Annotated in this window: 20 protein-coding genes; 14 read left to right on the top strand and 6 right to left on the bottom strand. The window is 74.3% G+C overall.

The annotated features are described in order from the left end of the window. The first annotated feature begins 106 nt into the window (after window positions 1-106). The 3 genes from ACTJIY_RS06110 to ACTJIY_RS06100 are packed head-to-tail and all read left to right on the top strand — an operon-like array spanning window position 107 to window position 2,673. Window positions 107-796 (top strand): LmeA family phospholipid-binding protein, encoded by a 690-nt coding sequence (locus tag ACTJIY_RS06110; protein WP_439159008.1) that lies wholly within the window; start codon window positions 107-109, stop codon window positions 794-796. Between the two features lie 22 nt (window positions 797-818). Beyond that, the gene (locus tag ACTJIY_RS06105) at window positions 819-1,988 is read left to right on the top strand and encodes a DNA glycosylase AlkZ-like family protein (protein ID WP_440673500.1); all 1,170 of its coding nucleotides are present in this window, start codon (window positions 819-821) and stop codon (window positions 1,986-1,988) included. Window positions 1,989-2,037: 49 nt separating this feature from the next. After that, window positions 2,038-2,673: a hypothetical protein gene (locus tag ACTJIY_RS06100; RefSeq protein ID WP_440673501.1), complete on the top strand. Its 636-nt coding sequence runs from the start codon at window positions 2,038-2,040 to the stop codon at window positions 2,671-2,673. A gap of 11 nt (window positions 2,674-2,684) precedes the next feature. Here ACTJIY_RS06100 and ACTJIY_RS06095 read toward each other — a convergent pair whose 3' ends face one another. Beyond that, the gene (locus tag ACTJIY_RS06095) at window positions 2,685-3,569 is read right to left on the bottom strand and encodes a CPBP family intramembrane glutamic endopeptidase (protein WP_440673502.1); all 885 of its coding nucleotides are present in this window, start codon (window positions 3,567-3,569) and stop codon (window positions 2,685-2,687) included. Window positions 3,570-3,760: 191 nt separating this feature from the next. Between ACTJIY_RS06095 and ACTJIY_RS06090 the strand changes: the two genes are divergently transcribed. From ACTJIY_RS06090 to ACTJIY_RS06075, 4 genes are all read left to right on the top strand, one after another. Next, a complete protein-coding gene (locus tag ACTJIY_RS06090; protein ID WP_440673503.1) occupies window positions 3,761-5,056 on the top strand; it encodes an FAD-binding protein in 1,296 nt (431 codons plus the stop codon). 222 nt (window positions 5,057-5,278) lie between these two features. Beyond that, on the top strand, window positions 5,279-6,223 hold the full coding sequence (locus ACTJIY_RS06085) for an ABC transporter substrate-binding protein (protein WP_353706759.1): 945 nt from the start codon (window positions 5,279-5,281) through the stop codon (window positions 6,221-6,223). A 147-nt stretch (window positions 6,224-6,370) separates the two neighbouring features. Further along, the gene (locus ACTJIY_RS06080; protein WP_440673504.1) at window positions 6,371-7,387 is read left to right on the top strand and encodes an amino acid ABC transporter permease; all 1,017 of its coding nucleotides are present in this window, start codon (window positions 6,371-6,373) and stop codon (window positions 7,385-7,387) included. 74 nt (window positions 7,388-7,461) lie between these two features. Further along, a complete protein-coding gene (locus ACTJIY_RS06075; RefSeq protein ID WP_253054946.1) occupies window positions 7,462-8,226 on the top strand; it encodes an amino acid ABC transporter ATP-binding protein in 765 nt (254 codons plus the stop codon). A 112-nt stretch (window positions 8,227-8,338) separates the two neighbouring features. Here ACTJIY_RS06075 and ACTJIY_RS06070 read toward each other — a convergent pair whose 3' ends face one another. Further along, the gene (locus tag ACTJIY_RS06070; protein ID WP_253054598.1) at window positions 8,339-8,563 is read right to left on the bottom strand and encodes a hypothetical protein; all 225 of its coding nucleotides are present in this window, start codon (window positions 8,561-8,563) and stop codon (window positions 8,339-8,341) included. A 188-nt stretch (window positions 8,564-8,751) separates the two neighbouring features. Here ACTJIY_RS06070 and ACTJIY_RS06065 point away from each other — a divergent pair, with 188 nt between their 5' ends. Further along, a complete protein-coding gene (locus tag ACTJIY_RS06065) occupies window positions 8,752-9,192 on the top strand; it encodes an SRPBCC domain-containing protein (protein ID WP_253054596.1) in 441 nt (146 codons plus the stop codon). 29 nt (window positions 9,193-9,221) lie between these two features. Here ACTJIY_RS06065 and ACTJIY_RS06060 read toward each other — a convergent pair whose 3' ends face one another. Further along, on the bottom strand, window positions 9,222-10,304 hold the full coding sequence (locus ACTJIY_RS06060) for a hypothetical protein (RefSeq protein WP_440673505.1): 1,083 nt from the start codon (window positions 10,302-10,304) through the stop codon (window positions 9,222-9,224). 321 nt (window positions 10,305-10,625) lie between these two features. Here ACTJIY_RS06060 and ACTJIY_RS06055 point away from each other — a divergent pair, with 321 nt between their 5' ends. Then, entirely contained in the window at window positions 10,626-14,510 is a 3,885-nt protein-coding gene (locus ACTJIY_RS06055) for a TM0106 family RecB-like putative nuclease (RefSeq protein WP_440673506.1), read from the top strand. Between the two features lie 143 nt (window positions 14,511-14,653). Here ACTJIY_RS06055 and ACTJIY_RS06050 read toward each other — a convergent pair whose 3' ends face one another. The 3 genes from ACTJIY_RS06050 to ACTJIY_RS06040 all read right to left on the bottom strand — a co-directional run bounded on the left by ACTJIY_RS06050 (window position 14,654) and on the right by ACTJIY_RS06040 (window position 16,682). Beyond that, window positions 14,654-15,400, bottom strand: coding sequence for a hypothetical protein (locus ACTJIY_RS06050; RefSeq protein ID WP_440673507.1), 747 nt, complete (start codon window positions 15,398-15,400; stop codon window positions 14,654-14,656). Between the two features lie 362 nt (window positions 15,401-15,762). Beyond that, entirely contained in the window at window positions 15,763-15,966 is a 204-nt protein-coding gene (gene cspE, locus ACTJIY_RS06045; RefSeq protein ID WP_047231069.1) for a transcription antiterminator/RNA stability regulator CspE, read from the bottom strand. Between the two features lie 239 nt (window positions 15,967-16,205). Beyond that, window positions 16,206-16,682, bottom strand: a complete 477-nt coding sequence (locus ACTJIY_RS06040; protein WP_353708134.1) for a nitroreductase family deazaflavin-dependent oxidoreductase — start codon at window positions 16,680-16,682, stop codon at window positions 16,206-16,208. 346 nt (window positions 16,683-17,028) lie between these two features. On the opposite strand from ACTJIY_RS06040, the gene ACTJIY_RS06035 reads away from it, so the two are divergent. The 5 genes from ACTJIY_RS06035 (at window position 17,029) to ACTJIY_RS06015 (ending at window position 22,607) form a co-directional block, all read left to right on the top strand. Beyond that, complete coding sequence (locus ACTJIY_RS06035; protein WP_353708135.1) at window positions 17,029-18,282, top strand: branched-chain amino acid ABC transporter substrate-binding protein; 1,254 nt, start codon at window positions 17,029-17,031, stop codon at window positions 18,280-18,282. Between the two features lie 114 nt (window positions 18,283-18,396). After that, window positions 18,397-19,455, top strand: a complete 1,059-nt coding sequence (locus tag ACTJIY_RS06030; protein WP_253054583.1) for a branched-chain amino acid ABC transporter permease — start codon at window positions 18,397-18,399, stop codon at window positions 19,453-19,455. Continuing rightward, window positions 19,452-20,828, top strand: coding sequence for a branched-chain amino acid ABC transporter permease (locus ACTJIY_RS06025; protein ID WP_440673508.1), 1,377 nt, complete (start codon window positions 19,452-19,454; stop codon window positions 20,826-20,828). Before ACTJIY_RS06030 ends, ACTJIY_RS06025 begins: the two co-directional genes overlap by 4 nt. Next, on the top strand, window positions 20,825-21,901 hold the full coding sequence (locus tag ACTJIY_RS06020; protein WP_253054579.1) for an ABC transporter ATP-binding protein: 1,077 nt from the start codon (window positions 20,825-20,827) through the stop codon (window positions 21,899-21,901). Before ACTJIY_RS06025 ends, ACTJIY_RS06020 begins: the two co-directional genes overlap by 4 nt. Next, the gene (locus tag ACTJIY_RS06015) at window positions 21,888-22,607 is read left to right on the top strand and encodes an ABC transporter ATP-binding protein (RefSeq protein WP_253054577.1); all 720 of its coding nucleotides are present in this window, start codon (window positions 21,888-21,890) and stop codon (window positions 22,605-22,607) included. Before ACTJIY_RS06020 ends, ACTJIY_RS06015 begins: the two co-directional genes overlap by 14 nt. The last annotated feature ends 42 nt before the right edge of the window (window positions 22,608-22,649 follow it).

The following is a 22,649-nucleotide window of genomic DNA, read 5'->3' as shown; positions in this document are numbered from 1 at the left end:
ACGTCCAGGTCGAGAACGACGACAGCCCGCGTCGAGCACGGGGTTGCTGTCGCCACGAGCGTCAGAACGACGGCACGGTCGTGGTCGGCGGACCTAGGGTGGGCGCATGAAGCGACTGGTGGGCCTGATCGTGACGCTCGTGGTGATCGTGGCGGTCGCCGTCGTGGCGGACCGGGTCGCGGTCCGCGCCGCGGAGCGCGGCGCGGTGACGGCGTTCGAGGACCAGGCCGACGACGTGACCGGGGCGCAGCTCGACATCACGGGCTTCCCGTTCCTCACGCAGCTCGCGCGCGGCGAGCTGACGCACGTCACGGGCTCGGCGGACACCGCGTCGTTCGGGGGCTACGCGATCTCCGACCTGCAGGTCGAGGCCGAGGGCGTGAGCACGTCGGAACCGCACCGGATCGCGTCCGGGACGGCATCGGGCGTCATCGCCGTGGAGTCGCTGCAGCAGATCGTCGCCGAGCAGACCGGCCTGGACGTGGGACTCACCGCGGCCGACGACGTCCTGTCGCTCGCGTTCGACCTGCTGGGCGCGACGATCACGGTCGACGTGACGCCGCGCGTCTCCGGGCCGGCCGAGCTCGCGGTCGACGTCGTCGCGGTCCGCACGGGCCTCGGGACGGTGTCGGTCGACGACCTGCCGTCGGGGATCTCCCGCGCCCTGTCCGACCTGCGGGTCCCGCTCGACCTGCCCGACGGCGTCGCGCTCGACTCCGTGTCCGTCGTCGAGGGCGGGGTGCGCGTCGGGGTGACCGGGACCGACGTCGTCGCCGAGGACCTGGTGGCGTCGTGACCCGCGCGGCACGGGTGGCGCGGTGACGGAGGCGCCGGTCGACGAACGCCACGTGCGCGCGGCGCGCCTCGCCGCGCACCGCCTGCGGTCGCCCGACCTGCCCGACGTGCCGACCGCCGTCGGGCACCTCGTCGCGGTCCAGGGCCAGGAGTTCCACCCTGCGCTGTGGGGCCTCACGCGCCGGCTGCGACCCGAGGCCCGGCCCGGTGCGGCAGGTGCCGCGGCGGTCTGCGACCGCGGGGAGGTGGTGCGCACGCACGTGCTGCGCCCCACCTGGCACCTCGTCCGCTCCGACGACGCCCGCTGGCTCGTCGAGCTCAGCGCACCTCGGGTGCACCAGGCCAACGGGACGATGTACCGGCAGGTCGGGACGGCGGGCCACGCCGCCGAGACCGACCTCGTCGTCGCGGCCGTGCAGGAGCGCCCCCGGACGCGCCGCGAGCTCGCGGGACTGCTCGCCGCCCACGGTCGCCCCCTCGAAGGCATCGCGCTCGGCTACGTGCTCATGCAGGCCGAGCTCGACCGGCAGCTCGTCAGCGGGCCGCTCGACGGCAAGCAGCAGACCTACGCCGCGTTCGACGACCGCGTCCCCGCGGGCTACGGGCCGCTCGGCGAGCGGTTCGACCGCGACGCCGCGCTCGTCGAGCTGCTGCGGCGGTACCTCGCGAGCCGCGCGTACGCGACGGTCAAGGACGTCGCGCAGTGGTCGGGCTTCACGCTCACCGAGGTGCGGCACGGGCTCGACCTGCTCGGGGCGGAGGTCGTGGCCGTGCCCGGCGCGGGCGCGCTGGAGGGCACGACCCTGTGGCGGCTCGCCGACGCCGACCCTCGCGTGGTCGATCCCGGCCCGTTCGTGGGCGCCCTCGCGCCCGACGGCGACCCGGACCGCCCGGTCGTCGACCTGCTGCAGAGCTACGACGAGCTCTTCACGTCCTACGGCGAGACGCGCAGGCTCGTCGTGGCGGAGGGCGTCGACCTGGGCGACCGGCTCGGGTCGTTCATCCACGGGCTCGCGGTCGACGGGGTGGTGGTCGGGCGGTGGCGCTGGGTCGTCGGGACGCGCGACGTCGTCGTCGAGCCGCAGTGGCGCCGCACGCCCACGCGCGCGGAGACGGCGGCGTTCGACGAGCAGGTCGCCGCCGTCTCGGCCCACTGGGGGCGAACCGCTGACACGGCCCGCCGCGGCCGGTAGGGTGCGGGCACCCGCAGAGCGGCGGGTCACGCAGGGGACAGGGGGAACGATGCGCGACACGGCGCGGGACGACAGGGCACGCCCGGACGGCACCGGGGACGACGGCGGACCGGGGCGGTCGACCCGCTGGCGGGCGCCGCTGGTCGGCGGGGCGCTCGTCGTCGCCGTGCTCGGGGTCGGGATCGCCGCGGCCCTGACCGGCCGCGCGGCGGGCACCGAGCCGAGCGACGCCGTCGGCGGTGCACCGGCCGCGGAGGCCCCCGGGGACGACCCGGCGCTCGCCGCGGAGACCCCCGCGCCGGCACCCGTCGAGACGAACGGCGTGCAGCAGTGCGGCGCCGTCACCGGCACCGCGGGCACGCCGGTCCAGGTCCGGGGCGACGACGGCGAGCCGACCGAGCTCGGCGGTCTCGAGGGCTGGTGGAACAGCACGCCGGCGAGCGACGCCGGTGGGTGGCTCGACGTCGAGAAGTGGCCCCGTCAGGTGCTCGACCACCCCGCCACGGTCACGGTCGAGACGACGACCGGCACCGTCCTGGAGTCGTTCGACCGCCGGACCTGCACGGGCGTCGAGGCCTGGACGGCGCCGGACCTGTCCGCGCTCCCGCCGTCGACCGTCGTCGTGCTCGACGCCGAGACGGGCGAGGTCCTGGCCGAGCACCCCGTGGAGCTCGTGACGCCCTGACCCCGCCCGGCTCAAGGACGGGGTGCGCCGGGGCGCGTGACGAGGTGGATCAGCACCGACGTCAGGACGATCACCCCGACGTACACCGCCATCGCGACGGGCGACGTCACGGCGAGGACCGTCAGCGCGACGTTCCCCACGAGGTGCAGCACGACCGCCGCCGGCACCCCGCCCCGCAGGCGCTCGCTGACCAGCCAGTACGCGCTCGAGAGCGGGATCATGGCGAGCAGGAACAGCGCCGCCTCGACGCTCACGAGACCGAGGGACGACTGCCACGTCCCGGTGAGGGCGAACAGCGGCAGGTGCCAGACCGCCCACACCGCGCCGAGCACGACCGACGTCGCGAGCGGCGACAGCCGACGCCGCAGGCGCGGCTGCGCGTAGCCGCGCCACCCGAACTCCTCCGACAGCGGCCCCGCGCACAGCGAGACGAGGGCGAACAGGAGCGGTCCGCCCGACCCGGCGACCGCCGCCGCCCCGGCCGACAGGTCCGCCGTCGGGCCGCCGAGGAACGGCACGACGAGCGCGGTCAGGACCGCGGGCGCGGCGCCGATCCCGACCGCGGCCGGGAGCCATCGGCCGGCCGCGCCCCAGCGCGCCGCGCGCGGGCTGCGGCGCCCCGCCGCGCGCAGCACGAGCGCCGCCAGCGTCGGGCCGAAGCCGCCGAGCGCGAAGAGCGCGAGCACGACGGGGTCGACGAGGTCGCCGCCGAGCAGCCAGGCGGCGCCCCACGACGCCCAGGACAGCCCGAACGCGAGCGCCCAGAACGCGGCGAGCCCGCCGCGGAGGGGCCGCTCGGGGCCGTCCGGGGACAGAGCGGAGCCGTCCGGGGACGAGGCGGGCGAGACGCGCCGGGACCGTGAGGCAGCGGGGAGAGGACGTGCGCTGGTCGTCATGTCTCGATCTCACCGCTTCGTCCCGTTCCGCGGACCCCGGGCCGCCCCCGACCGAAGGTGGGGACAACCCCCCCCGGTCCGGCTCGCCGAGCACGGGCGTGCCCGTCGTCGAGCACGACCTGGAGGTCGTTCCGGGCCCCAGAACGACGCTCATGTCGTGTTCGGCGGGAAGGGGGTGGCAGGGTGGGGGCGTGACCGCGACGCCCGAACCCGCCCGGCCCGCGAACTGGGCGGGGAACCTCACCTATTCCTCGGCGGAGGTCGTGCACCCCGCGACGCCGGACGAGCTCGCCGACGTCGTGCGGCGCTCGCCGCGCGTCAAGGCGCTCGGGTCGCGGCACTCTTTCGGTGACGTCGCGGACACGACCGGCACTCACGTCGTGCTCGACCGGTTCGACGACGGCCGCCCGCCCGTCGTGGTCGACCCCGCCACGGGCGTGGCGTCGGTCGCCGCGGGGCTGCGGTACGGCGACGTGACCCGGCAGGTGCAGGCCGCGGGCCGGGCGCTCGCGAACCTCGCGTCGCTCCCGCACATCTCCGTCGCGGGCTCGGTCGCGACGGCGACCCACGGCTCGGGCGACCGCGTCGGCTCGCTCGCGAGCGCCGTCGTCGGGCTGGAGCTGGTGACGGGCGACGGCGTGCGTCGGACGCTGCGGCGCGGGGACCCGGACTTCGCCGGCGCGGTCGTCGCGCTCGGGGCGCTGGGCGTGGTGACCCGGGTGGAGCTCGAGACCGTCCCGACGTTCGACGTGCGCCAGGACGTGCACGTCAGGCTGCCGTGGGACGCGGTGACCGCGCACTACGACGAGCTCACGGCGTCGGCGTACTCGGTGAGCCTCTTCACGGACTGGGGGCCCGACGGCGTGCAGCAGGTCTGGCGCAAGTCGCGCCTCGCGCCGGGGGAGACCGGGACCGCGCGTGCGGAGCTCTTCGGGGCGACGCCCGCCGCGACGACGCTGCACCCCCTCCCCGGCGTCGATCCCGTGCACTGCACGCGCCAGCTCGGTGAGCCCGGCCCGTGGAACGAGCGGCTGCCGCACTTCCGGCTCGACTTCACGCCGAGCAACGGCGCCGAGCTGCAGTCGGAGTACCTCGTGCCGCGCGCCCGCGCGCAGGAGGCGTTCGCCGCGATGCGCGACCTCGGCCCGCGCGTGACCCCGCTGCTCCAGGTGGGGGAGATCCGCACGGTCGCGGCCGACGCGGAGCCGCTCTGGCTGAGCCCGTTCGACGCCCCGGCGGTCGGCGTCCACCTCACGTGGAAGCCCCTGCCCGACGACGTCGCGCGCGTCCTGCCCGACGTCGAGGCCGCGCTCCTCCCGCTGGGCGCGCGCCCGCACTGGGGCAAGCTCTCGCACGCGCTCGTCCACGACCCGGGCTCGGTCGCGACGCTCTACCCCCGCTTCGACGACTTCGGCGAGCTCGTGCAGCGGTACGACCCCGACGGTCGCTTCCTCGGCGGCTACGTCGAGCGTCTCCTGGCGGGCTGACCGCTCGGGCAGGGTGGTTCGTCACGGTTCGGCGTCGATGTCCCCGCCGGTTTGGTGAGTGGAGCGGTGCGGCCTCACACTCGTGCGCAGGTGCTGCGCACCGCCGGGTCCTCTGTTCCCCGTACGTTCCTCGGTCCACCGGGCCGGGTGCCGACGTAACACGACGGAGACGATCGGTGTCTACGCTGCCCCTGCCCGGCCCCCACCCGATCGGAGAACACCATGCGTACGACCCTGCGCAAGCTCCCCCTCGGCCTCGTCGCGCTCACCGCGACGAGCGCCCTCCTGCTCACCGCGTGCACCGACGCGTCCCAGACCGGGACGGACGGCAGCACCGCAGGATCCGACGAGACGTCGTCCGCGCCGTCGTTCGACCCCTCGACGATCGAGGTCGACGAGGCGGCCGCCGCGCTGCTGCCCGAGGACGTCGCGTCCGCGGGGACGCTCGTCGTCGCCTCGAACACGGAGTACGCGCCCGCCGAGTTCATCGACGCGGACGGCACGACCCCGATCGGGTTCGACATCGACGTCATCAAGGCCGTCGGCGCGACGCTCGGCCTCGACGTCGACGTCCAGTCGGCCGACTTCCCGGCGATCATCCCGGCGCTGGGCACCAAGTACGACGCCGGCATCTCCTCCTTCACGATCACGGAGGAGCGCATGCAGGAGGCCAACATGATCTCCTTCCTCAACGCGGGCTCCGCGTACGCGGTCGCGGCGGGCAACCCGGACGACGTCGACCCGGCGAGCCTGTGCGGCCTGACCGTCGCCGTCCAGACCGGCACCATCCAGGACGAGGACATCGCCGTGCAGAGCCAGGCGTGCACCGACGCGGGCGAGGAGAAGATCGACATCCTCCAGTACGAGTCGCAGTCCGACGCCACGACGAACGTCGCGGGCGGCAAGGCGCAGGTCCTCTACGCGGACTCGCCGGTCATCGGCTACGCGGTCGAGCAGACCGGCGGCCAGCTCGAGCAGCTCGGCGACGTGTTCGACAGCGCGCCGCAGGGCGTCGTCGTCGCGAAGGACGACACCGAGCTCGCCGCCGCGATCCAGGCGGCGCTGCAGTCGCTCATGGACAGCGGCCAGCTCGTCGAGATCCTCGGTGCGTGGGGCAGCGGCGACGCCGCGCTCGAGACCGCGGAGATCAACCCGTCCGTCGGCTGACGCCCCCGTCCAGCCACCCCGACCCAGCCTCCGTCGTGTCGCGGGCGCCCGTGCGGCGCCCGCGACCGGCACACTGGACGCCTGCGCGGACGACGTCGTCCGCGCGGCCCGGCTCGTGCCCCGAGCCCCGACCCCCCGAGGTGCACCATGACCGGTAGGACACCCGGCGGCGACGCCGCCGGCGCACCGGGCGACGACCCGGTCCCCGACCGCATCCACGCCCGACCCGTCCCGCGGCCCGGCCGGTGGATCTCCGCCGTCGTGCTGCTGGTCCTCGCCGCGATGGCCGCGAACGCCCTGCTGACGAACGAGAAGTTCCGCTGGGACGTCGTCTGGCTCTACTTCCGCGACGTGACGGTGGTGCGCGGCGTGGGCTGGACGCTCGTGCTGACGTTCTGCTCGATGGCGATCGCGATCGTGCTCGCCGTGCTGCTCGCGATCATGCGACGGTCGGACAACCCCGTCATGAAGTCGGTGAGCTGGGGCTACATCTGGTTCTTCCGCGGCACCCCGATCTACACCCAGCTCGTGTTCTGGGGCCTGGTCTCGGTGCTCTACCCGCGCCTGAGCCTCGGCATCCCGTTCGGTCCCGAGTTCTTCGAGTTCCGCACGGCGGACCTGTTCACGGCGTTCGTGTGCGCGCTCATCGGGCTCTCGCTCAACGAGGCCGCGTACCTCGCCGAGATCGTGCGCGCAGGCCTCGGGTCCGTCGACCCGGGCCAGACCGAGGCCGCCAAGGCGCTCGGCATGAAGGACGGCAAGATCCTCCGGCGCATCGTGCTGCCGCAGGCGATGCGCGTCATCGTGCCCCCGACGGGCAACGAGACGATCTCCCTGCTCAAGACGACGTCGCTCGTGCTCGCCGTGCCGTTCACGCTCGACCTGCAGTACTCCACCAACGCCATCGGCAACCGGCTCTTCCTGCCGATCCCGCTGCTCATGGTCGCGGCGATCTGGTACCTGCTCATCACGAGCGTCCTCATGGTCGGCCAGCACTACATCGAGCGGTACTACGGCCGCGGGTTCGGCACGCAGACGACGGCCCGACGCCGCGGGCGCGGGCCGGGAGGCACGGGCGGCGGACGCCGGAAGCCCAGCAAGCAGGACCTCATCGCCGCGTCCGGCACGACCAAGGACGACCCCTTCCTGGAGGTGACCCCGTGAGCGGGACGCACGACGCGGCATCCTCGGCGGCCGGCCGCACGGCCGACCGGGCGCAGGCCGGCGCGAGCACGCCGATGGTGCAGGTCGAGGGCCTGCACAAGATGTTCGGCGACCTGCACGTGCTCCGGGGCGTGGACCTCGAGGTCCCGCGCGGCTCGGTGTGCGTCGTCCTGGGACCGTCGGGCTCGGGCAAGTCGACGCTCCTGCGCTGCGTCAACGAGCTCGAGGAGATCACGGGCGGGCGCGTCCGCGTCGACGGCGAGCTCATGGGCTACCGCGAGGTCACCAAGGACGGGCGCACCCGCCTGCACCGTCTGCACCCCAAGGTCGTGGCGCGCCAGCGCTCGCGGATCGGCATGGTGTTCCAGCGGTTCAACCTGTTCCCGCACATGACGGCGCTCGAGAACGTCGCGGAGGCGCCGGTGCAGGTGCACGGGCTCGCGAGGTCGGCGGCGCGCGCGCAGGCGACCGAGCTCCTGGCGCGGGTCGGTCTCGCCGACCGCGCCGACCACTACCCGGCGCAGCTCTCCGGCGGCCAGCAGCAGCGCGTGGCGATCGCGCGGGCGCTCGCGATGGAGCCCGAGCTCATGCTGTTCGACGAGCCGACGTCGGCGCTCGACCCCGAGCTCGTCGGCGAGGTGCTCGCCGTCATGCGCGACCTCGCGCGGTCCGGCATGACGATGATGGTCGTGACGCACGAGATCGGGTTCGCGCGCGAGGTCGCGGACACCGTCGTCTTCATGGACGAGGGCGTCATCGTCGAGCAGGGGACGCCCGAGCAGGTGCTCGGCGACCCGCAGCACGAGCGCACGCGGTCCTTCCTCGCGCACGTCCTGTAGGGGCCGTTCGCCCGAGGGGTGCCGACCGCTGCCGCGAGATCGGCCCGAGCGCCCGAGATCGACCCTCGGTGGGTCGACGTGGTGACGTGGGGGTCGATCTCGCGTGCTCGGCTCAGCCCGCGCGACGGCGGCGCGGGAGCGCGGGGGCGTCGTGCGACGCGAGGAGCCGGGGGGAGAGGCCGGTGGGGCGCGCGACGGTGACCATCTCCCCGCTGAGCGCTCGGCCCAGGTGCACGAGCGGCAGCATGTTCTCGTGCTCGACCACGAGCGCGTCGTAGATCGGGGTCTCGCTGTCCTGGGCGTGGGCGAGGGTGTGGGAGGGAGATCGCGTCAGCACGCCTCCCACCTTCGGTGAACCTCGTGCGTTCCGCGACCGGAAGCGGTGACGTGTCCGTGAGGCGTTCGTGGAGACCTTCGTGGAGGACCGGCCACCGTGGGCCACCGGTGGCGGGACGTGGGGCGGCGCAGTTCAATGCTCCTGACGCGAGCCCGTCGCCGCGTCCGGGTCGTCCCCGGGAGGACCGCATGAGCCTCGCTCCGATCGTCCACGAGCTCCGCCTCGCGTGCCCCGTCGAGGTCGCGTTCGACACGTACGCCGACCGGATCGCGGAGTGGTGGCCGCCCGGGTTCACCGACGACGCCGGGACGTTCTCCGGGCTCGTCGTCGAGCCCGTCGTCGGCGGTCGCGTGGTCGCGTCCCACGGCGCCGACGAGCAGGTGTGGGGGCGCGTCACGCTCTGGGAACGGGCGGACCGCCTCGCGCACACGTTCACCCCGGGCCAGCCGCCCGGCCGGGCGTCGCTCGTCCGGCTCGACCTGCGGCCGAGCGCGAACGGGACCGCCGTGCGGTTCGAGCACGGCGGCTGGGCGCCCGGCAGCGAGCGGGTGCGGTCGCGCTTCACCGGGTGGCCGCGCATCCTCAGCCGCTACGCGCGCCTCGCCGAGCACCCCGACCCGGAGAAGTGAGCCCCGGGCTGGCGGGGGCCACCGCGCTCTCACCAGCCCCAGTCGCCCCAGTCCCACCCGCCGTCGTCGCCGTTGCCGTTGTTCCCGTTCCCGTTCCCGTTCCCGTTGCCGTTGCCGGGCGGGTCCTGCTGCTCGTCACGCTCGTCCTGCTGCTTCTGCCGGTCGTCGAGCTCCTGCGACCGCTTCGTCGCGTCCTCCTCCGCCTTCGCGACGGCCTCCTCGCGCTCCGTGAGCTGGGTCGTCGCCGCGTCGAGCTCGGCGCGCTGCGCCTCCAGGTCGGCCCGCTCCGACTCGAGCTGCTCGCGCTCGGCCGCGACCTCGCTCTGGACGCGCTGCGCCTCGGCCTTCTCGCGCTGCGCCTCGCCCTGCGCGGAGAGCGTCAGGCCGATGCCGACGAGCAGGCCGAGGGCGACGCCCGCGAGCCCGACGGCGGTCGGCACGAGCCACCGGCGGCCGCGGTCGGGGGCGGCGTCCTCGTCGTCGTCGGCGCCGGGGAGCGCGAGCGGACCGACGCCCGTGGTGGCCCGCGGTGCCGGGTTCGCCGTCGTGCGCACGGGTGGTGCGGCGGGGCCGGTGGGGGTCGGGCCGACGGGGACGACGCCGGAGCGCGCGGCCCCGGCCGAGACCGTCGGTGCGCCGGTGGTCGTCGGGCGGGCGGCCGGGTCGTCGAGCAGCGCGCCGAGCGCGGGGAGGATCATCGTCGAGCCGACGACCGGGTGGTCGTCGACGGCGGTCGCCCCGACCGGGTCGAGCGTCGCCACGCGCGTCGCGTCGGCCCCGGGGTCCGCGGGGCGCGCGCCGACCGCCCCGGTCGTGCCGACCGTCGGCGTCGCGCCGGGCGAGCGCTCGCGCAGCGACCGGCGCGTCGGCGTCCCACCCCCCGAGGGCACGGGTGCAGGGTGCGACGCGCCCGCGGGCAGGGGCTCGGTCTGGCGGAGGACCGGCGCGTCCGGGAGGGGCACGGGGACCGGGGACCCCGAGGTCGTGGCGTCCTCCCAGAACACCCAGCCCGGGGGCGGGGCCGGCCAGGACGGGTCCGGGTGCCAGTCGGTCGTGGGGGTGAAACCCTCGGGGACGGGCCACCCCGGGGGCGGCACGAACCGCACGGCCATGGGGTCCTCCTTCGGTAGCGTCCGGTGCACGGTCGACGGGGACGCGGGGTCTCGACGGGGCTCCGGCTTCGACGGGAACAGTAGGGGAGTCGTGGCCCCGGGCACGAATCGCACCGACCGTGGGCCGGGAGGGGCGCGCCCGCACGGGCCACGGACCGGTCGCGGACCGGAGCAGAGGTCGCGGCGCCCCGGGGGCGCCTCGGGCGTGCGGCGGGGACCGCCGCGTCGCGACGTGGGTGGCCGCTGGTAGAACGGACGCAGACCGGCGAGGCGGCCCAGCCCCCGCCCCGGCGGCGATCGTCCCCCGACCCGGAGGTGTGCGTGTTCCTCGTCGACGAGCCGGCGCTGCGGACCGTCGCGGTCGACCCCGGCCGGACCGCCACGAGCGGCGCGCCCGCGCGCGATCGCGTCCTCGTGCACTCGGCGAGCGACCTCGTCGTCGCCGCCGACTGCGAGTACCGGCTCCTGTGCCGGCTCGACGAGCAGCTCGGCCGTGCCCCGCGACCCGACGGCGCGGAGGACGCGATGCTCGCGCGCACGGCGGCGCTCGGGGCGCGGCACGAGCACGAGGTCCTCGCGCGCTACGAGGCCGAGCACGGAGCGTTCGACCCGACGACGGGACGCGGCGTGGTGCGCATCGAGCCGCCGCGCGGGGTCTCCTGGGACGAGCTCGTGGCCGCGCAGGCGCGCACGCTCGCCGCGCTCGAGGCCGGCGCCGACGTCGTGCACCAGGCGACGTTCTTCGACGGCTCCTTCCACGGGCGCGCCGACTTCCTCGTCCGGACCGGCACCGACGACGCGGGGGCGGCCCGCTACGCCGTCGTCGACACCAAGCTCGCGCGGCGCGCCAAGGTCCCCGCGCTCCTCCAGCTCGCCGCGTACGGCGACCAGCTCCAGGCCGCGGGCGTGCCCGTCGACCCCGACGTCTCGCTCGTGCTCGGCACGCGCGAGCGCACGTCGCACCGCCTCGCCGACCTCCTGCCCGTGTTCCGGGACCGCCGGGACCGTCTCGTCCGGCTCACCGCCGAGCACGTCGCGCGCGACGGCCGCGCGCCCTGGGACGACCCTGCCGTCCGGGCGTGCGGGCGCTGCGCCGACTGCCGGGCGCAGATCGAGTCGCACCGCGACGTGCTGCTCGTGGGCGGGGTGTACGAGTCGCAGCGCGCACGGCTGCACGCGGCGGGGATCCGCACGATCGACGAGCTCGCCGCCGCGACCGACGAGACGCCGGTCCCCGAGGGCATGAGCCGGTCCACGTTCGCGACGGTGCGGCGCCAGGCCGCCCTCCAGCTCGGCACGGGGCCGTCCGACGGCACCGTCGTGTGGGCCGACGCGTCGGGGCCGCACGAGCTCTCGTGGCGCATCGACGACCCGGCGCCCGTGCTGGCGCTGCCCGCGCCGAGCCCCGGCGACGTCTTCTTCGACTTCGAGGGCGACCCGCTGTGGACGGACGAGGGCGGCACGAGCTGGGGCCTCGACTACCTGTTCGGCTGGGTCGAGCGCCCGGCCGCGCCCGAGGACCGGCCGGCCTTCCACGCGCTCTGGGCGCACGACCTCGCGGCGGAGCGCGACGCCCTCGTCGCGTTCGTCGACCACGTCAACGCGCGCCGCCGCACGTACCCGGACCTGCACGTCTACCACTACGCCGACTACGAGCGCGCGCACCTGCTCGCCATCGCCGCGCGGCACGGCGTGTACGAGGAGGAGGTCGACGACCTCCTGCGCGACGGCGTCCTCGTCGACCTGTACGCCGTCGTGCGCCAGGCGCTGCGCGTCTCCGACAAGTCCCGGTCGATCAAGAAGCTCGAGCCGCTCTACATGGGCGACGAGCTGCGCACCGGCGACGTGACCACCGCCGCGGCGTCGGTCGTCGCGTACGCGGAGTACACCGCCCTGCGTGAGGCCGGCCGCGACGACGAGGCGGACGAGCTGCTCCGCGGGATCGCGGACTACAACCGGTACGACTGCGTGTCGACGCTGCGCCTGGCGGACTGGTTGCGGCACGCCGTTCTCACCTCCGAGGTGGTTGCCTCGGGTTCGGGGTCGGGGGAGACGCGCGCCGTCTACCATCCGCATCCTCGTCCCTCGGATGCTCCCGCCAGGCCCGCCACGACGGCGCGCGTCTCCCCCGACCCCGCCCTGTCCGTCACCTCTCCCGGGGGCGAGATCGCGCCCGACAGGCGGGGTGGGGATCTGGCGGACGTCGAGCCGCGGGAGCGGGCGTCCGCGGTGGTGCTGGAGGAGGAGATCCGGGAGGTCGTGGGGGAGGACCGGGCCCGGCGGGGCGCCGACGAGCGGGCGCTCGCGCTGTACGGCGCGGCGGCAGGGTACTTCCGGCGCGAGGCGAAGCCGTTCTGGCACGAGCACTACTCCCGGCTCTCGCTCCCGGTGGACGAGTGGCTGGGGAGGCGCAACGCGTTCCTCGTCGAGGAGGCGGAGGTCGTCTCGGGCTGGGAGGTCGAGCCGGGGCGCCGGACGTGGTCGCGGCGCCTGGCGCTCGTGGGTCGTCTCCCCGAGGGGAGCGACCTGCGCGTCGGGGTGGCGCCGTACGTGCTCTACGACCCACCGCTGCCGCCGTGCGCCAAGACCGCCGTCGACGGCGTGCGCGGCTGGCTCACGGGGGCGTCGGTCGTGGACGCCGGGCGTCGGGCGACTCCTGCGGGCGACCGGGACGTGCTGGTCGTGCGCGAGCAGTTCCCGACAGGTGCCGAGCCGTTCGACGCGACCCCCGTCGCGCTCACCCCGTCGCCCGGCCCGAGCGCGAAGCCGCTCGAGGCGGCGGCGGAGGCCGCCGCCCGCACGGCGCTCCGGACGTGGCGGACGACGGGGACGCTCCCGCTCGACGCCGCGACCGACGTGCTCCTGCGGCGACGTCCACGGCTCGTGCCGGCGCCCGCCGCACCCGTGGACGGTCTTCGTGCTCCGGAGGGCAGCGACGGCGCGCGCCTCCCGGAGGATGCGGACGGTGTGGTCGCGCCCGGGCTCCCGCCGGTCGTGGACGGCGACGTCGTCGCGGCGGTCACGGCCGCCGTCGAACGGCTCGACGACTCGTACCTCGCGGTCCAGGGCCCGCCCGGGACGGGCAAGACCTACGTCGGGTCGCGCGTCGTCGCACGGCTCGTCGCGCGAGGCTGGCGGGTCGGCGTCGTCGCACAGTCGCACGCCGTCGTCGAGAACATGCTGCGGGCGGTCGTGCTCGGGGCGGGCGTCCCGCGCGAGGTCGTCGCGAAGAAGATCGCGGCGGACGGGCCGTCGACGCGCGCCGTGTACGACGAGCTCGACGGCGCCCACCTCGCGGCGTTCGCGACGCAGCCGGGAGCGCGCGTCGTCGGCGGGACCGCCTGGGACTTCGCGGCGGACCGGCTCCCCGCCGGCACGCTCGACCTGCTCGTCGTCGACGAGGCCGGTCAGCTCTCGCTCGCGACCACGGTCGCGGTGGCGCGCGCCGCGCGTCGGCTCCTCCTCCTGGGCGACCCGCAGCAGCTCCCGCAGGTGAGCCAGGGCCGGCACCCCGAGCCCGTCGACCGGTCCGCGCTCGGCTGGCTGGCCGACGGCCACGGCGTGCTGCCCCCGGGGCGCGGCTACTTCCTGCCGACGACCTGGCGCATGCACCCGCGCCTCGCGCAGGCCGTCTCGACCCTCGCGTACGAGGACCGTCTCCACGCGCACCCGTGCACCGCGGCCCGCGACCTCGACGGCGTCCCGCCCGGGATCGAGCAGGTGCTCGTGGAGCACGCGGGGAACTCGGTGCGCTCGCCCGAGGAGGCGGCCGAGGTCGTCCGGCAGGTGGAGCGGGTCCTCGGGCGGACGTGGACGACGACGGTCGACGGGGTCGAGGAGCGACGCCCGCTCGGGCAGGGGGACGTCCTGGTCGTCGCGGCCTACAACGCGCAGGTGTGGGCCGTGCGGGGCGCGCTGGAGGCGGCGGGGTACCCGGACGTCCAGGTGGGCACGGTCGACCGGTTCCAGGGCAAGGAGGCGCCGGTCGTCGTCGTGACGCTCGCGGCGTCCTCGGGCCGCGACGCCTCGCGCGGCCTCGGGTTCCTGCTGTCGCGGCACCGCGTCAACGTCGCGGTCTCGCGGGCGCAGTGGCGCGCCGTCGTCGTGCGGTCGCCCGGGCTCACCGACGCGCTGCCGCACTCACCGCGGGGCGTGGAAGAGCTCGGCGCGTTCCTGGGGCTGACCGGCTCCGCGCCTCTGGGCTGACCCGCCGTCGACCTGCCCCGCGCACCGGGGTGGCCGACGGCGGTGCCGACACGGGTCCGGCCCCGGCATCGCGGGGGTTCCGGCCCCGGCATCGCGGGGTCCCGGACCCGGTGTCACGGGGCGGAGCCTGCGGCGCGGGTCGGTCAGAACTCCCCGAAGCCGCCGAAGTCGTCGAAGCCGCCGCCGAAGTCGCCGCCGACGTCACCTCCGCCGTCGTCGAGCCCGCCGCCCGCAGGGTCCCCGCCCGAGGCCTCGACGGCTCCGCCGGCGCCGCCCTCGGCCGCGCCGGGGTCCTCGGCGCCCTGCTCGGCCGCCGCGTCCTCCGCGACGGGCTGCGTCGGGTCGGCGAACGCGGGCCCGAAGAGGGCGTTCGCGACCGCCGAGCCGATGACGACGCCCGCGATCGTGCCGAGCAGGCTCGAGCCGACCATGGCGCCGAAGCCGGGTGCGCCCTGGCCACGGCCCGCGAACGTGCGCTCCAGGGTGCCGGGCTGGCGCATCTCGGCGCGCGTCGCCATCCGGGCGAGGTCCTGCGGCGCGTCGGACGTCGCGCGCTCCGACGCCGGCACCTGCTCACCGAGCTCGGCGAGGACCTGCCGCCGCTGCTCGGGCGTCAGACGCGCGAACGCCTCGGCGTGGGCCTGCTCGACCTGGTCCGGCGGCGCGGTGCGCAGCAGGTACCGGTAGCGGTCGATGGCGACCTGGTCGGGGGTGCGGGGCGCGGCCGCCCCGGGGCGCGCGTCCTGCGGGGCGCTCCCGTACGCAGGCTGGCCGGAGTACTGGGGCGGGTACTGCGTCGGGTGCTGCGCCGGCGAGCCGTAGGGGCCCGCCTGCGGGGCGCCGTGCGGGTCGCGCGGCTCGCGGCCGAGGAGCCGGTCCAGGAATCCCATGGGTCGTCCTCCGGGTGGGATGGCGCGGCGCCGTGCGCTCGCGCGGTGTCGTGGCCGGTGCGGCTCACTCCCGGACCAACGCGGAGCCCCGCCCCACGGTTCCGCCGGCCGCCGAACCCGGGGACGGGCGCCACCCGCGCCCTCCCGTACCCCGCGACCCCGGGTTCGCGGGGGCGCGCTCTCCGCCGAGCCGGGGTGACGCGTCATGTCGGCCGTCGCGTGACCCGCAGCCACGGGTTCGGCACCTCGTCCGACGGACGGCCGGGCCCGGACGCACGAGTGCCCCCGACCGGAGGGGTCGGGGGCACTCGGTGAACGATCGGTCGGCGCGACCCGTGAGGGTCGTCACCGGGGAGATCGGATCAGATCGCGCGGATGTTCTCCGCCTGCGGGCCCTTGGGGCCCTGCGTCACGTCGAACTCGACGCGCTGGTTCTCCTCCAGCGTGCGGAAGCCCTGCGACTGGATCGCGGAGTAGTGCGCGAACACGTCGGCCGAGCCGTCCTCGGGGGCGATGAAACCGTAGCCCTTCTCGCTGTTGAACCACTTCACGGTTCCGGTAGCCATTGTTACTCCTTCAAGAGTGTGGAAACACCCCCCGCGGGCGCAGGGGAGTACATCACGGTGTTCGTCGTCAACTCTTGGGTAACAAGGTCCGCCGGGCGCCCGCCGGGTGGCGGTCACATCGACGCGAGGACAAGCGAGGCACTGCAATCTCGGGGTCAACCGTACAGGGTATGCCCCTTCTTGGCCATGGGTCGTCGCGCGGGTGTCGCGACGGCCGCACGAGGTCCCGACGCCGCAGGTCACACCCCGAGCGCGGTCAGCTCCACCACGGGCACGACCCGCCGCCAGTCCGCCTCCCCGCGCTCGGCGGCGAGCGGTTCGGCCCACTCGAGGAGCACCGGCTCCAGCACCGCCCAGCCCCGCGCGTACCGGGCGGCGTACGCGCGCAGGAGGCGGGCGCCGTCGTCGGGCGGGAGGGTGCGGGCGGTGCTCCGCACGTGCCGCCGTCGCCCCACCCACACGAGCACGCGCGGGTCCGCGACGACGTTGCGGTACCACTGCGAACGCGGCCCCAGCCCGGCGACGACGACCCACGACCCCGGCGCCGGCCGGTCGGTGACCTCGAGGACGACGTACCGGGCCTCGCCCGTGGACCGGCCGCGGTGCCCGAGCAGCAGGAGCCGTCCACCGGCGAGGAAGCCGAGGCCGGAGCGGAAGAGAACGATCGGGGCCCGGACGAACCAGCGGGTGTGCAGGAGGCGCGACGCGAGGGTCATCGCTCCACCGTAGAGGGACGCCGAAAACGGCACATCCGTACCGTCCACGGAACGAAACGAGACCCTTACGTTACGAGTCGGTAACAACTCCCTGCGTCCCACGAAATCCGATCCGCCTACGTTCGCGTCACCCAGGAACGCGGAGGCGCCACCTCCCGCGGATTCGTGGGTCCGGAGCCCTCCGAGATGCCGCGGAGGGCTCCGGGCGACACGTCCGCGGGCCGGTTTCGTCCCCGGGTGACCTGTGTCACTATTCAGCACGCAATTCAGTGTTGAATTCAGCGATCGACCGCGGAGAGAAGCGGCGTGGCCGCCCTCCGCGGGGATCAGGACCACGGAGGTTGGCATGCATCGCACAGCACGACGGGCGAGCGGGGGTGCTGCTCTGCTCCTCGCGGCCACTCTCGTCCTCACCGCCTGCGGTCCCCAGTCCCAGGGCGGCGGAGACGACGAGACGACCGGGACGTCGACCGAGACCGACGACGGTGGCTCGGCCGACCTGAGCATCGTCCCGTCGGTCCAGATCGACATCGACGGCGCCGAGGTCGAGGCGACCGCGGCCGGCAACCCGGCCGACCCGGCCGGCGACGGCAGCGCCGAGTGCGCCGAGGGCACGTCGATCGCGATGGCGGGCGCCCTCACGGGTCCGAACGCCGCGCTCGGCCTCAACATCCTGTACGGGGCGAAGGTCGCGGTGGACGCGTTCAACGCGGCGAACCCCGGGTGCCAGGTGACCATCAAGGAGTTCGACACCGAGGGCGACCCGCAGAAGGCCACCCAGGTCGCGCCGCAGATCGTCGGCGACACCTCCGTGCTCGGCCTGCTCGGCCCGGCGTTCTCGGGCGAGACCGCCGCGACGGGCGACGTCTTCAACCAGGCGGGCCTGCTCTCGCTCACGGCGTCGGCCACGAACCCTGACCTGACGGCGAACGGCTGGACGAACTTCTTCCGCGGCCTCGCCAACGACGCCGTCCAGGGGCCGTCGGTCGCCAAGTACCTCGTCAACACGAAGGAGTTCGGCAGCGTCTGCGTCGTCTCCGACAACTCGGACTACGGCATCGGTCTCGCCCAGCAGATCACCGAGGGCCTGGGCGACGCCGCGAACGAGGACTGCGCCGCCGAGGTCAAGACGGGCGACAAGGACTTCTCCGCGGCCGTCCAGATCATCTCGGGCGCGGACGCCGACGCGGTCTTCTACGCCGGCTACTACGCGGAGGCGGCGCCGTTCGTGCAGCAGCTGCGCGACGGCGGCGTCGAGATCCCGTTCGTCTCGGCGGACGGCACGAACGACCCGCAGTTCGTCTCGCAGGCGGGCGCGTCCTCGAAGGGCGCGATCCTCTCCTGCCCGTGCGGCCCCGCCCCGGAGGACTTCGCGGCGACGTACGAGGAGACGAACGGCCAGGCGCCGGGCGTGTACTCGGTCGAGGGCTACGACCTCGCGACGATCATGCTCACGGGCATCGCGTCCGGGGTGACGGACCGCGCCGGCCTGATCGACTACGTGGCGAACTACTCCGGTGAGGGCCTGGCCCGCACCTACGAGTGGGACGACACGGGCGAGCTCGCCTCCGCGCTCATCTGGATCTACGAGGTCCAGTAGTCCGACGACGACGGGCGCCCTGCCCCGGCGCCCCCGCACCGCGCGGGGGACGCCGGGCGGGGCGCCCGTCGTGGACCACGACCTCGTACACCAGAGAAAGAATCAGGGAGCGTCATGCCCGCTCTTGCTGACGCGCTGATGCACAGCGCGACCGCCGGTCCCCTCGTCCACCAGTCCCTCATCGACTTCAACATCGCGGGCCTCGCCCGGAACTTCTGGGGCCTCACCATCGAGGGCCTCACGTACGGCGCCATCTACGCGCTCGTGGCCGTCGGCTACACGCTCGTCTACGGCGTGCTGCGGCTCATCAACTTCGCCCACTCCGAGGTCTTCATGCTCGGCATGTTCGGGCAGTACGCGACCCTCATGCTCCTCGGCTTCGCCCCGAGCGGGAACGCGTACGACAAGGGCATCGCCCTCACCGTCCTCTACCTCGGCATCGCGATGCTCGGCGGGATGCTCGTCGCGGGCGGCGCCGCCGTCGGGCTGGAACGCGTGGCGTACCGGCCGCTGCGCCGACGCGGCGCGCCGGCGCTCGTGTTCCTCATCACCGCGATCGGGATGTCGTTCATCATCCAGGAGTTCGTGCACTTCGTGCTGCCGAAGCTCACGGGCGGCACGCTGGGCGGCGTCAACGCGCAGCAGCCGATCCGGCTCGTGCAGCCCGAGGTGCAGTTCACGATCGGCGGCGCGCCGGTCACGAACATCACGCTCGTCATCATCCTGTCGGCGCTCGTCCTCGCGCTCGCGACGGACATGTTCATCAACCGGACCAAGTTCGGGCGCGGCATCCGCGCCGTCGCCCAGGACCCGGTGACCGCCACCCTCATGGGCGTCTCGCGCGAGCGCGTCATCATGCTGACGTTCCTCATCGGCGGCATCCTGGCCGGTGCGGCGGCGCTCCTGTACACGCTGCGCGTGCCGAACGGGATCATCTACTCCGGCGGCTTCATCCTCGGCATCAAGGCGTTCTGCGCCGCGGTGCTCGGCGGGATCGGCAACCTGCGCGGCGCGCTGCTCGGCGGTCTGCTGCTCGGCGTCATGGAGAACTACGGGCAGGTCGTGTTCGGGACGGAGTGGCGCGACGTCGTCGCGTTCGTGCTCCTCATCGTCGTCCTCATGTTCCGCCCGACGGGCATCCTCGGCGAGTCGCTGGGGAGGGCCCGCGCATGAGCACCTCGACTCCCGCACCCCAGGCGCCCGAGGGCCGCCCCACGTCCATGCCTCCCGTGGGCCGGGTCGCGACCAAGGACCGCCCGCACGGCGGCGTCGGCGACCGGTTCCGGCTGTGGTGGGACGCCCAGGCGCGGCCCACCCAGTGGCTGATCGGCGTGCCGTTCCTGATCTTCATGGCGCTCGTGCCGGTCCTCAACATCCCGGTGCTCACCACGGTGGGCACCAACTTCGGCGGCGTGATGGCGCAGTTCGGCATGATCGCCCTCATCGCCATCGGCCTCAACGTCGTGGTGGGCCAGGCCGGCCTGCTCGACCTCGGGTACGTCGGCTTCTACGCCATCGGCGCGTACACGGTCGCGATCCTCACGAGCCCGGACAGCCCGTGGAACCAGACCGACGAGTGGCTGTCGAGCGACTGGGCGTGGCTCGCCGCCCTGCCGGTCGCCGTCGCGATCACGTCGTTGTCCGGCCTGATCCTCGGCTCGCCCACGCTGCGCCTGCGCGGCGACTATCTCGCCATCGTCACGCTCGGGTTCGGCGAGATCGTCCGCCTCCTCGCGGACAACCTCGACGAGCTCACGGGCGGCGGCCAGGGCCTGCGCGGCGTGGCCTACCCGCGCGTCGGGGTCACGGAGGAGCTGCCCAACGGCGTCTTCTCCGCGGGCAACGCCGCGGGCACGCTCAACTCGGGCGTGTGGTGGTACTGGCTCAGCCTCGTGTTCATCGTCATCTCGCTCCTCCTCGTGGGGAACCTGGAGCGCTCGCGCGTCGGGCGCGCCTGGGTCGCGATCCGCGAGGACGAGGACGCGGCGGAGATCATGGGCGTCCCGACCTTCCGCTTCAAGCTGTGGGCGTTCGTCATCGGCGCGTCGATCGGCGGCGTCGCGGGCGCGCTCTACGCGGGCCAGGTGCAGTTCGTCATCCCGACGAACTTCAACGTCATCAACTCCGTGCTCTTCCTCTGCGCGGTCGTGCTCGGCGGGCAGGGCAACAAGCTCGGGGTGATCCTCGGCGCGTTCATCATCGTGTACCTGCCGAACTTCTTCCTCGGCCGGACCGAGCTCTTCGGCATCCCGATCAACGGCAACGAGATCGCGAGCTACCGCTACCTGTTCTTCGGGATCGCGCTGGTCGTGCTCATGATCTTCCGTCCACAGGGCCTGATCCCCGTCCGGCAGAAGCTGCTCGCCTACGGGCGCGAGCTCTACGTGGCGGCGCGCCGCACGGCGCAGGCCGCCACGCGGTCGGGGTCCGACGACAGTGCGCGGCCGGGCTCCCCGGCCGTCGCCACGGCGTCGGGCGGTTCGCGCCCGACGACGGGCGGGACCGGCACGGGAGAGAGCACGACGGACGGGGAGGAGACCCGATGAGCACCCACGACCCCGGCGGTATCGGTGCGGGCGGCGAGCACGGCGACGAGCACCTCGCGTCGTCGGGCCGCGCCGACTCCTCGCGCGCCGACCTCTACATGCCGGGCGCCGTCCTGGAGGAGCCCGCGATCGTCGACGTCGCCGAGGTGCGGCCCGAGCTCGCGAACCCCGACCTCGTCGACGCGATGGTCGCGCCGGACCGCACGGTCCACGCGAAGGTCGGCGAGCCGCTGCTGCAGATGCAGAACGTCACCGTGCAGTTCGGCGGCCTCGTCGCGCTGAACGACGTGACGTTCGACATCCGGCGCGGCGAGATCCTGGGCCTCATCGGGCCGAACGGCGCGGGCAAGACGACGGCGTTCAACGCGATGACCGGCGTCTACCGGCCCACGCAGGGGCAGGTCGTGTTCGACGGCTCCCCGGTCGGCAAGCTCAAGCGCTACCGGATCACGCAGCGCGGCATCGCCCGCACGTTCCAGAACATCCGTCTCTTCAACGAGATGACGGCGCTCGAGAACGTCGTCGTCGGGTCGGACGCGCGGCACCGCACCTCGGTCCCGGGCGCGCTGTTCCGCACCCCGCGCCACCGGCGCGAGGAGCGGGACGCGATCGACCGGGCGCTCGCGCTGCTCGAGTTCGTGGGCGTGGGCGGACGGGCGACGGAGAAGGCGCGCAACCTCTCCTACGGCGACCAGCGCCGTCTGGAGATCGCGCGCGCCCTGGCGACCGAGCCGAAGCTCTTGTGCCTCGACGAGCCCGCGGCGGGCTTCAACCCGGCGGAGAAGGAGTCCCTCATGGACCTCATCCGCCACATCCGCGACGACGGCTACACGGTCCTGCTCATCGAGCACGACATGCGCCTCGTCCGCGGGGTGACGGACCGGATCGTCGTGCTCGAGTTCGGGCGCGTCATCGCGGACGGCACGCCCGACGAGGTCACGAGCGACCCCAAGGTCATCGCGGCGTACCTGGGCGTGCCGGACTCCGAGCTGACCGCTGACGAGGGGGGCACGGGCCCGGACCGTGCCGCCGGGCCGACGACCGAAGGAGGCAGCGGCGATGCCACTGCTTGAGCTGCAGGACATGACGGTCGCCTACGGGCGCATCGAGGCGGTGCGGGGCATCTCGATCACCGTCGAGGAGGGCGAGCTCGTCACCCTCATCGGGGCGAACGGCGCCGGGAAGACGACGACGATGCGCGCGATCTCGGGCATACGCCCGGTCTCGCGGGGCAAGGTCCTCTTCGACGGCAAGGACATCACCAGGATGAAGGCCCACCTGCGGGTGCTGGAAGGCATCGTGCAGGCGCCCGAGGGCCGCGGGATCTTCCCCGGCATGACCGTCATCGAGAACCTGGAGATGGGCTCGTACGCGCGGACGTTCGCGTCGAAGGCCGAGCACGACGAGACCGTCGACCGGGTGTTCGACCTCTTCCCGCGCCTCGCCGAGCGCAAGGAGCAGGTGGGCGGCACGATGTCCGGCGGCGAGCAGCAGATGCTCGCGATCGGGCGCGCGCTCATGGCCCGCCCACGGCTCCTGCTGCTCGACGAGCCGTCGATGGGCCTCGCGCCCATGGTCATCCAGCAGATCTTCCGCATCGTCTCGGAGATCAACGCCCAGGGGACGACGGTCCTGCTCGTCGAGCAGAACGCGCAGCAGGCGCTCTCGCGCTCCGACCGCGCCTACGTGCTCGAGACGGGCGAGGTGGTGCGCGCCGGGGGCGGCAAGGAGCTGCTGGCCGACTCCAGCATCAAGGAGGCCTACCTGGGCGTCGCCTGACCCGACCACGCCCCCACGCGCTGTCGAACACGACATGGGTGC

The sequence above is a fragment of the Cellulosimicrobium sp. 22598 genome (genome assembly GCF_052044445.1).
Classification (GTDB): domain Bacteria; phylum Actinomycetota; class Actinomycetes; order Actinomycetales; family Cellulomonadaceae; genus Cellulosimicrobium; species Cellulosimicrobium cellulans_G.
This window is presented reverse-complemented; position numbering and strand designations above follow the sequence as displayed.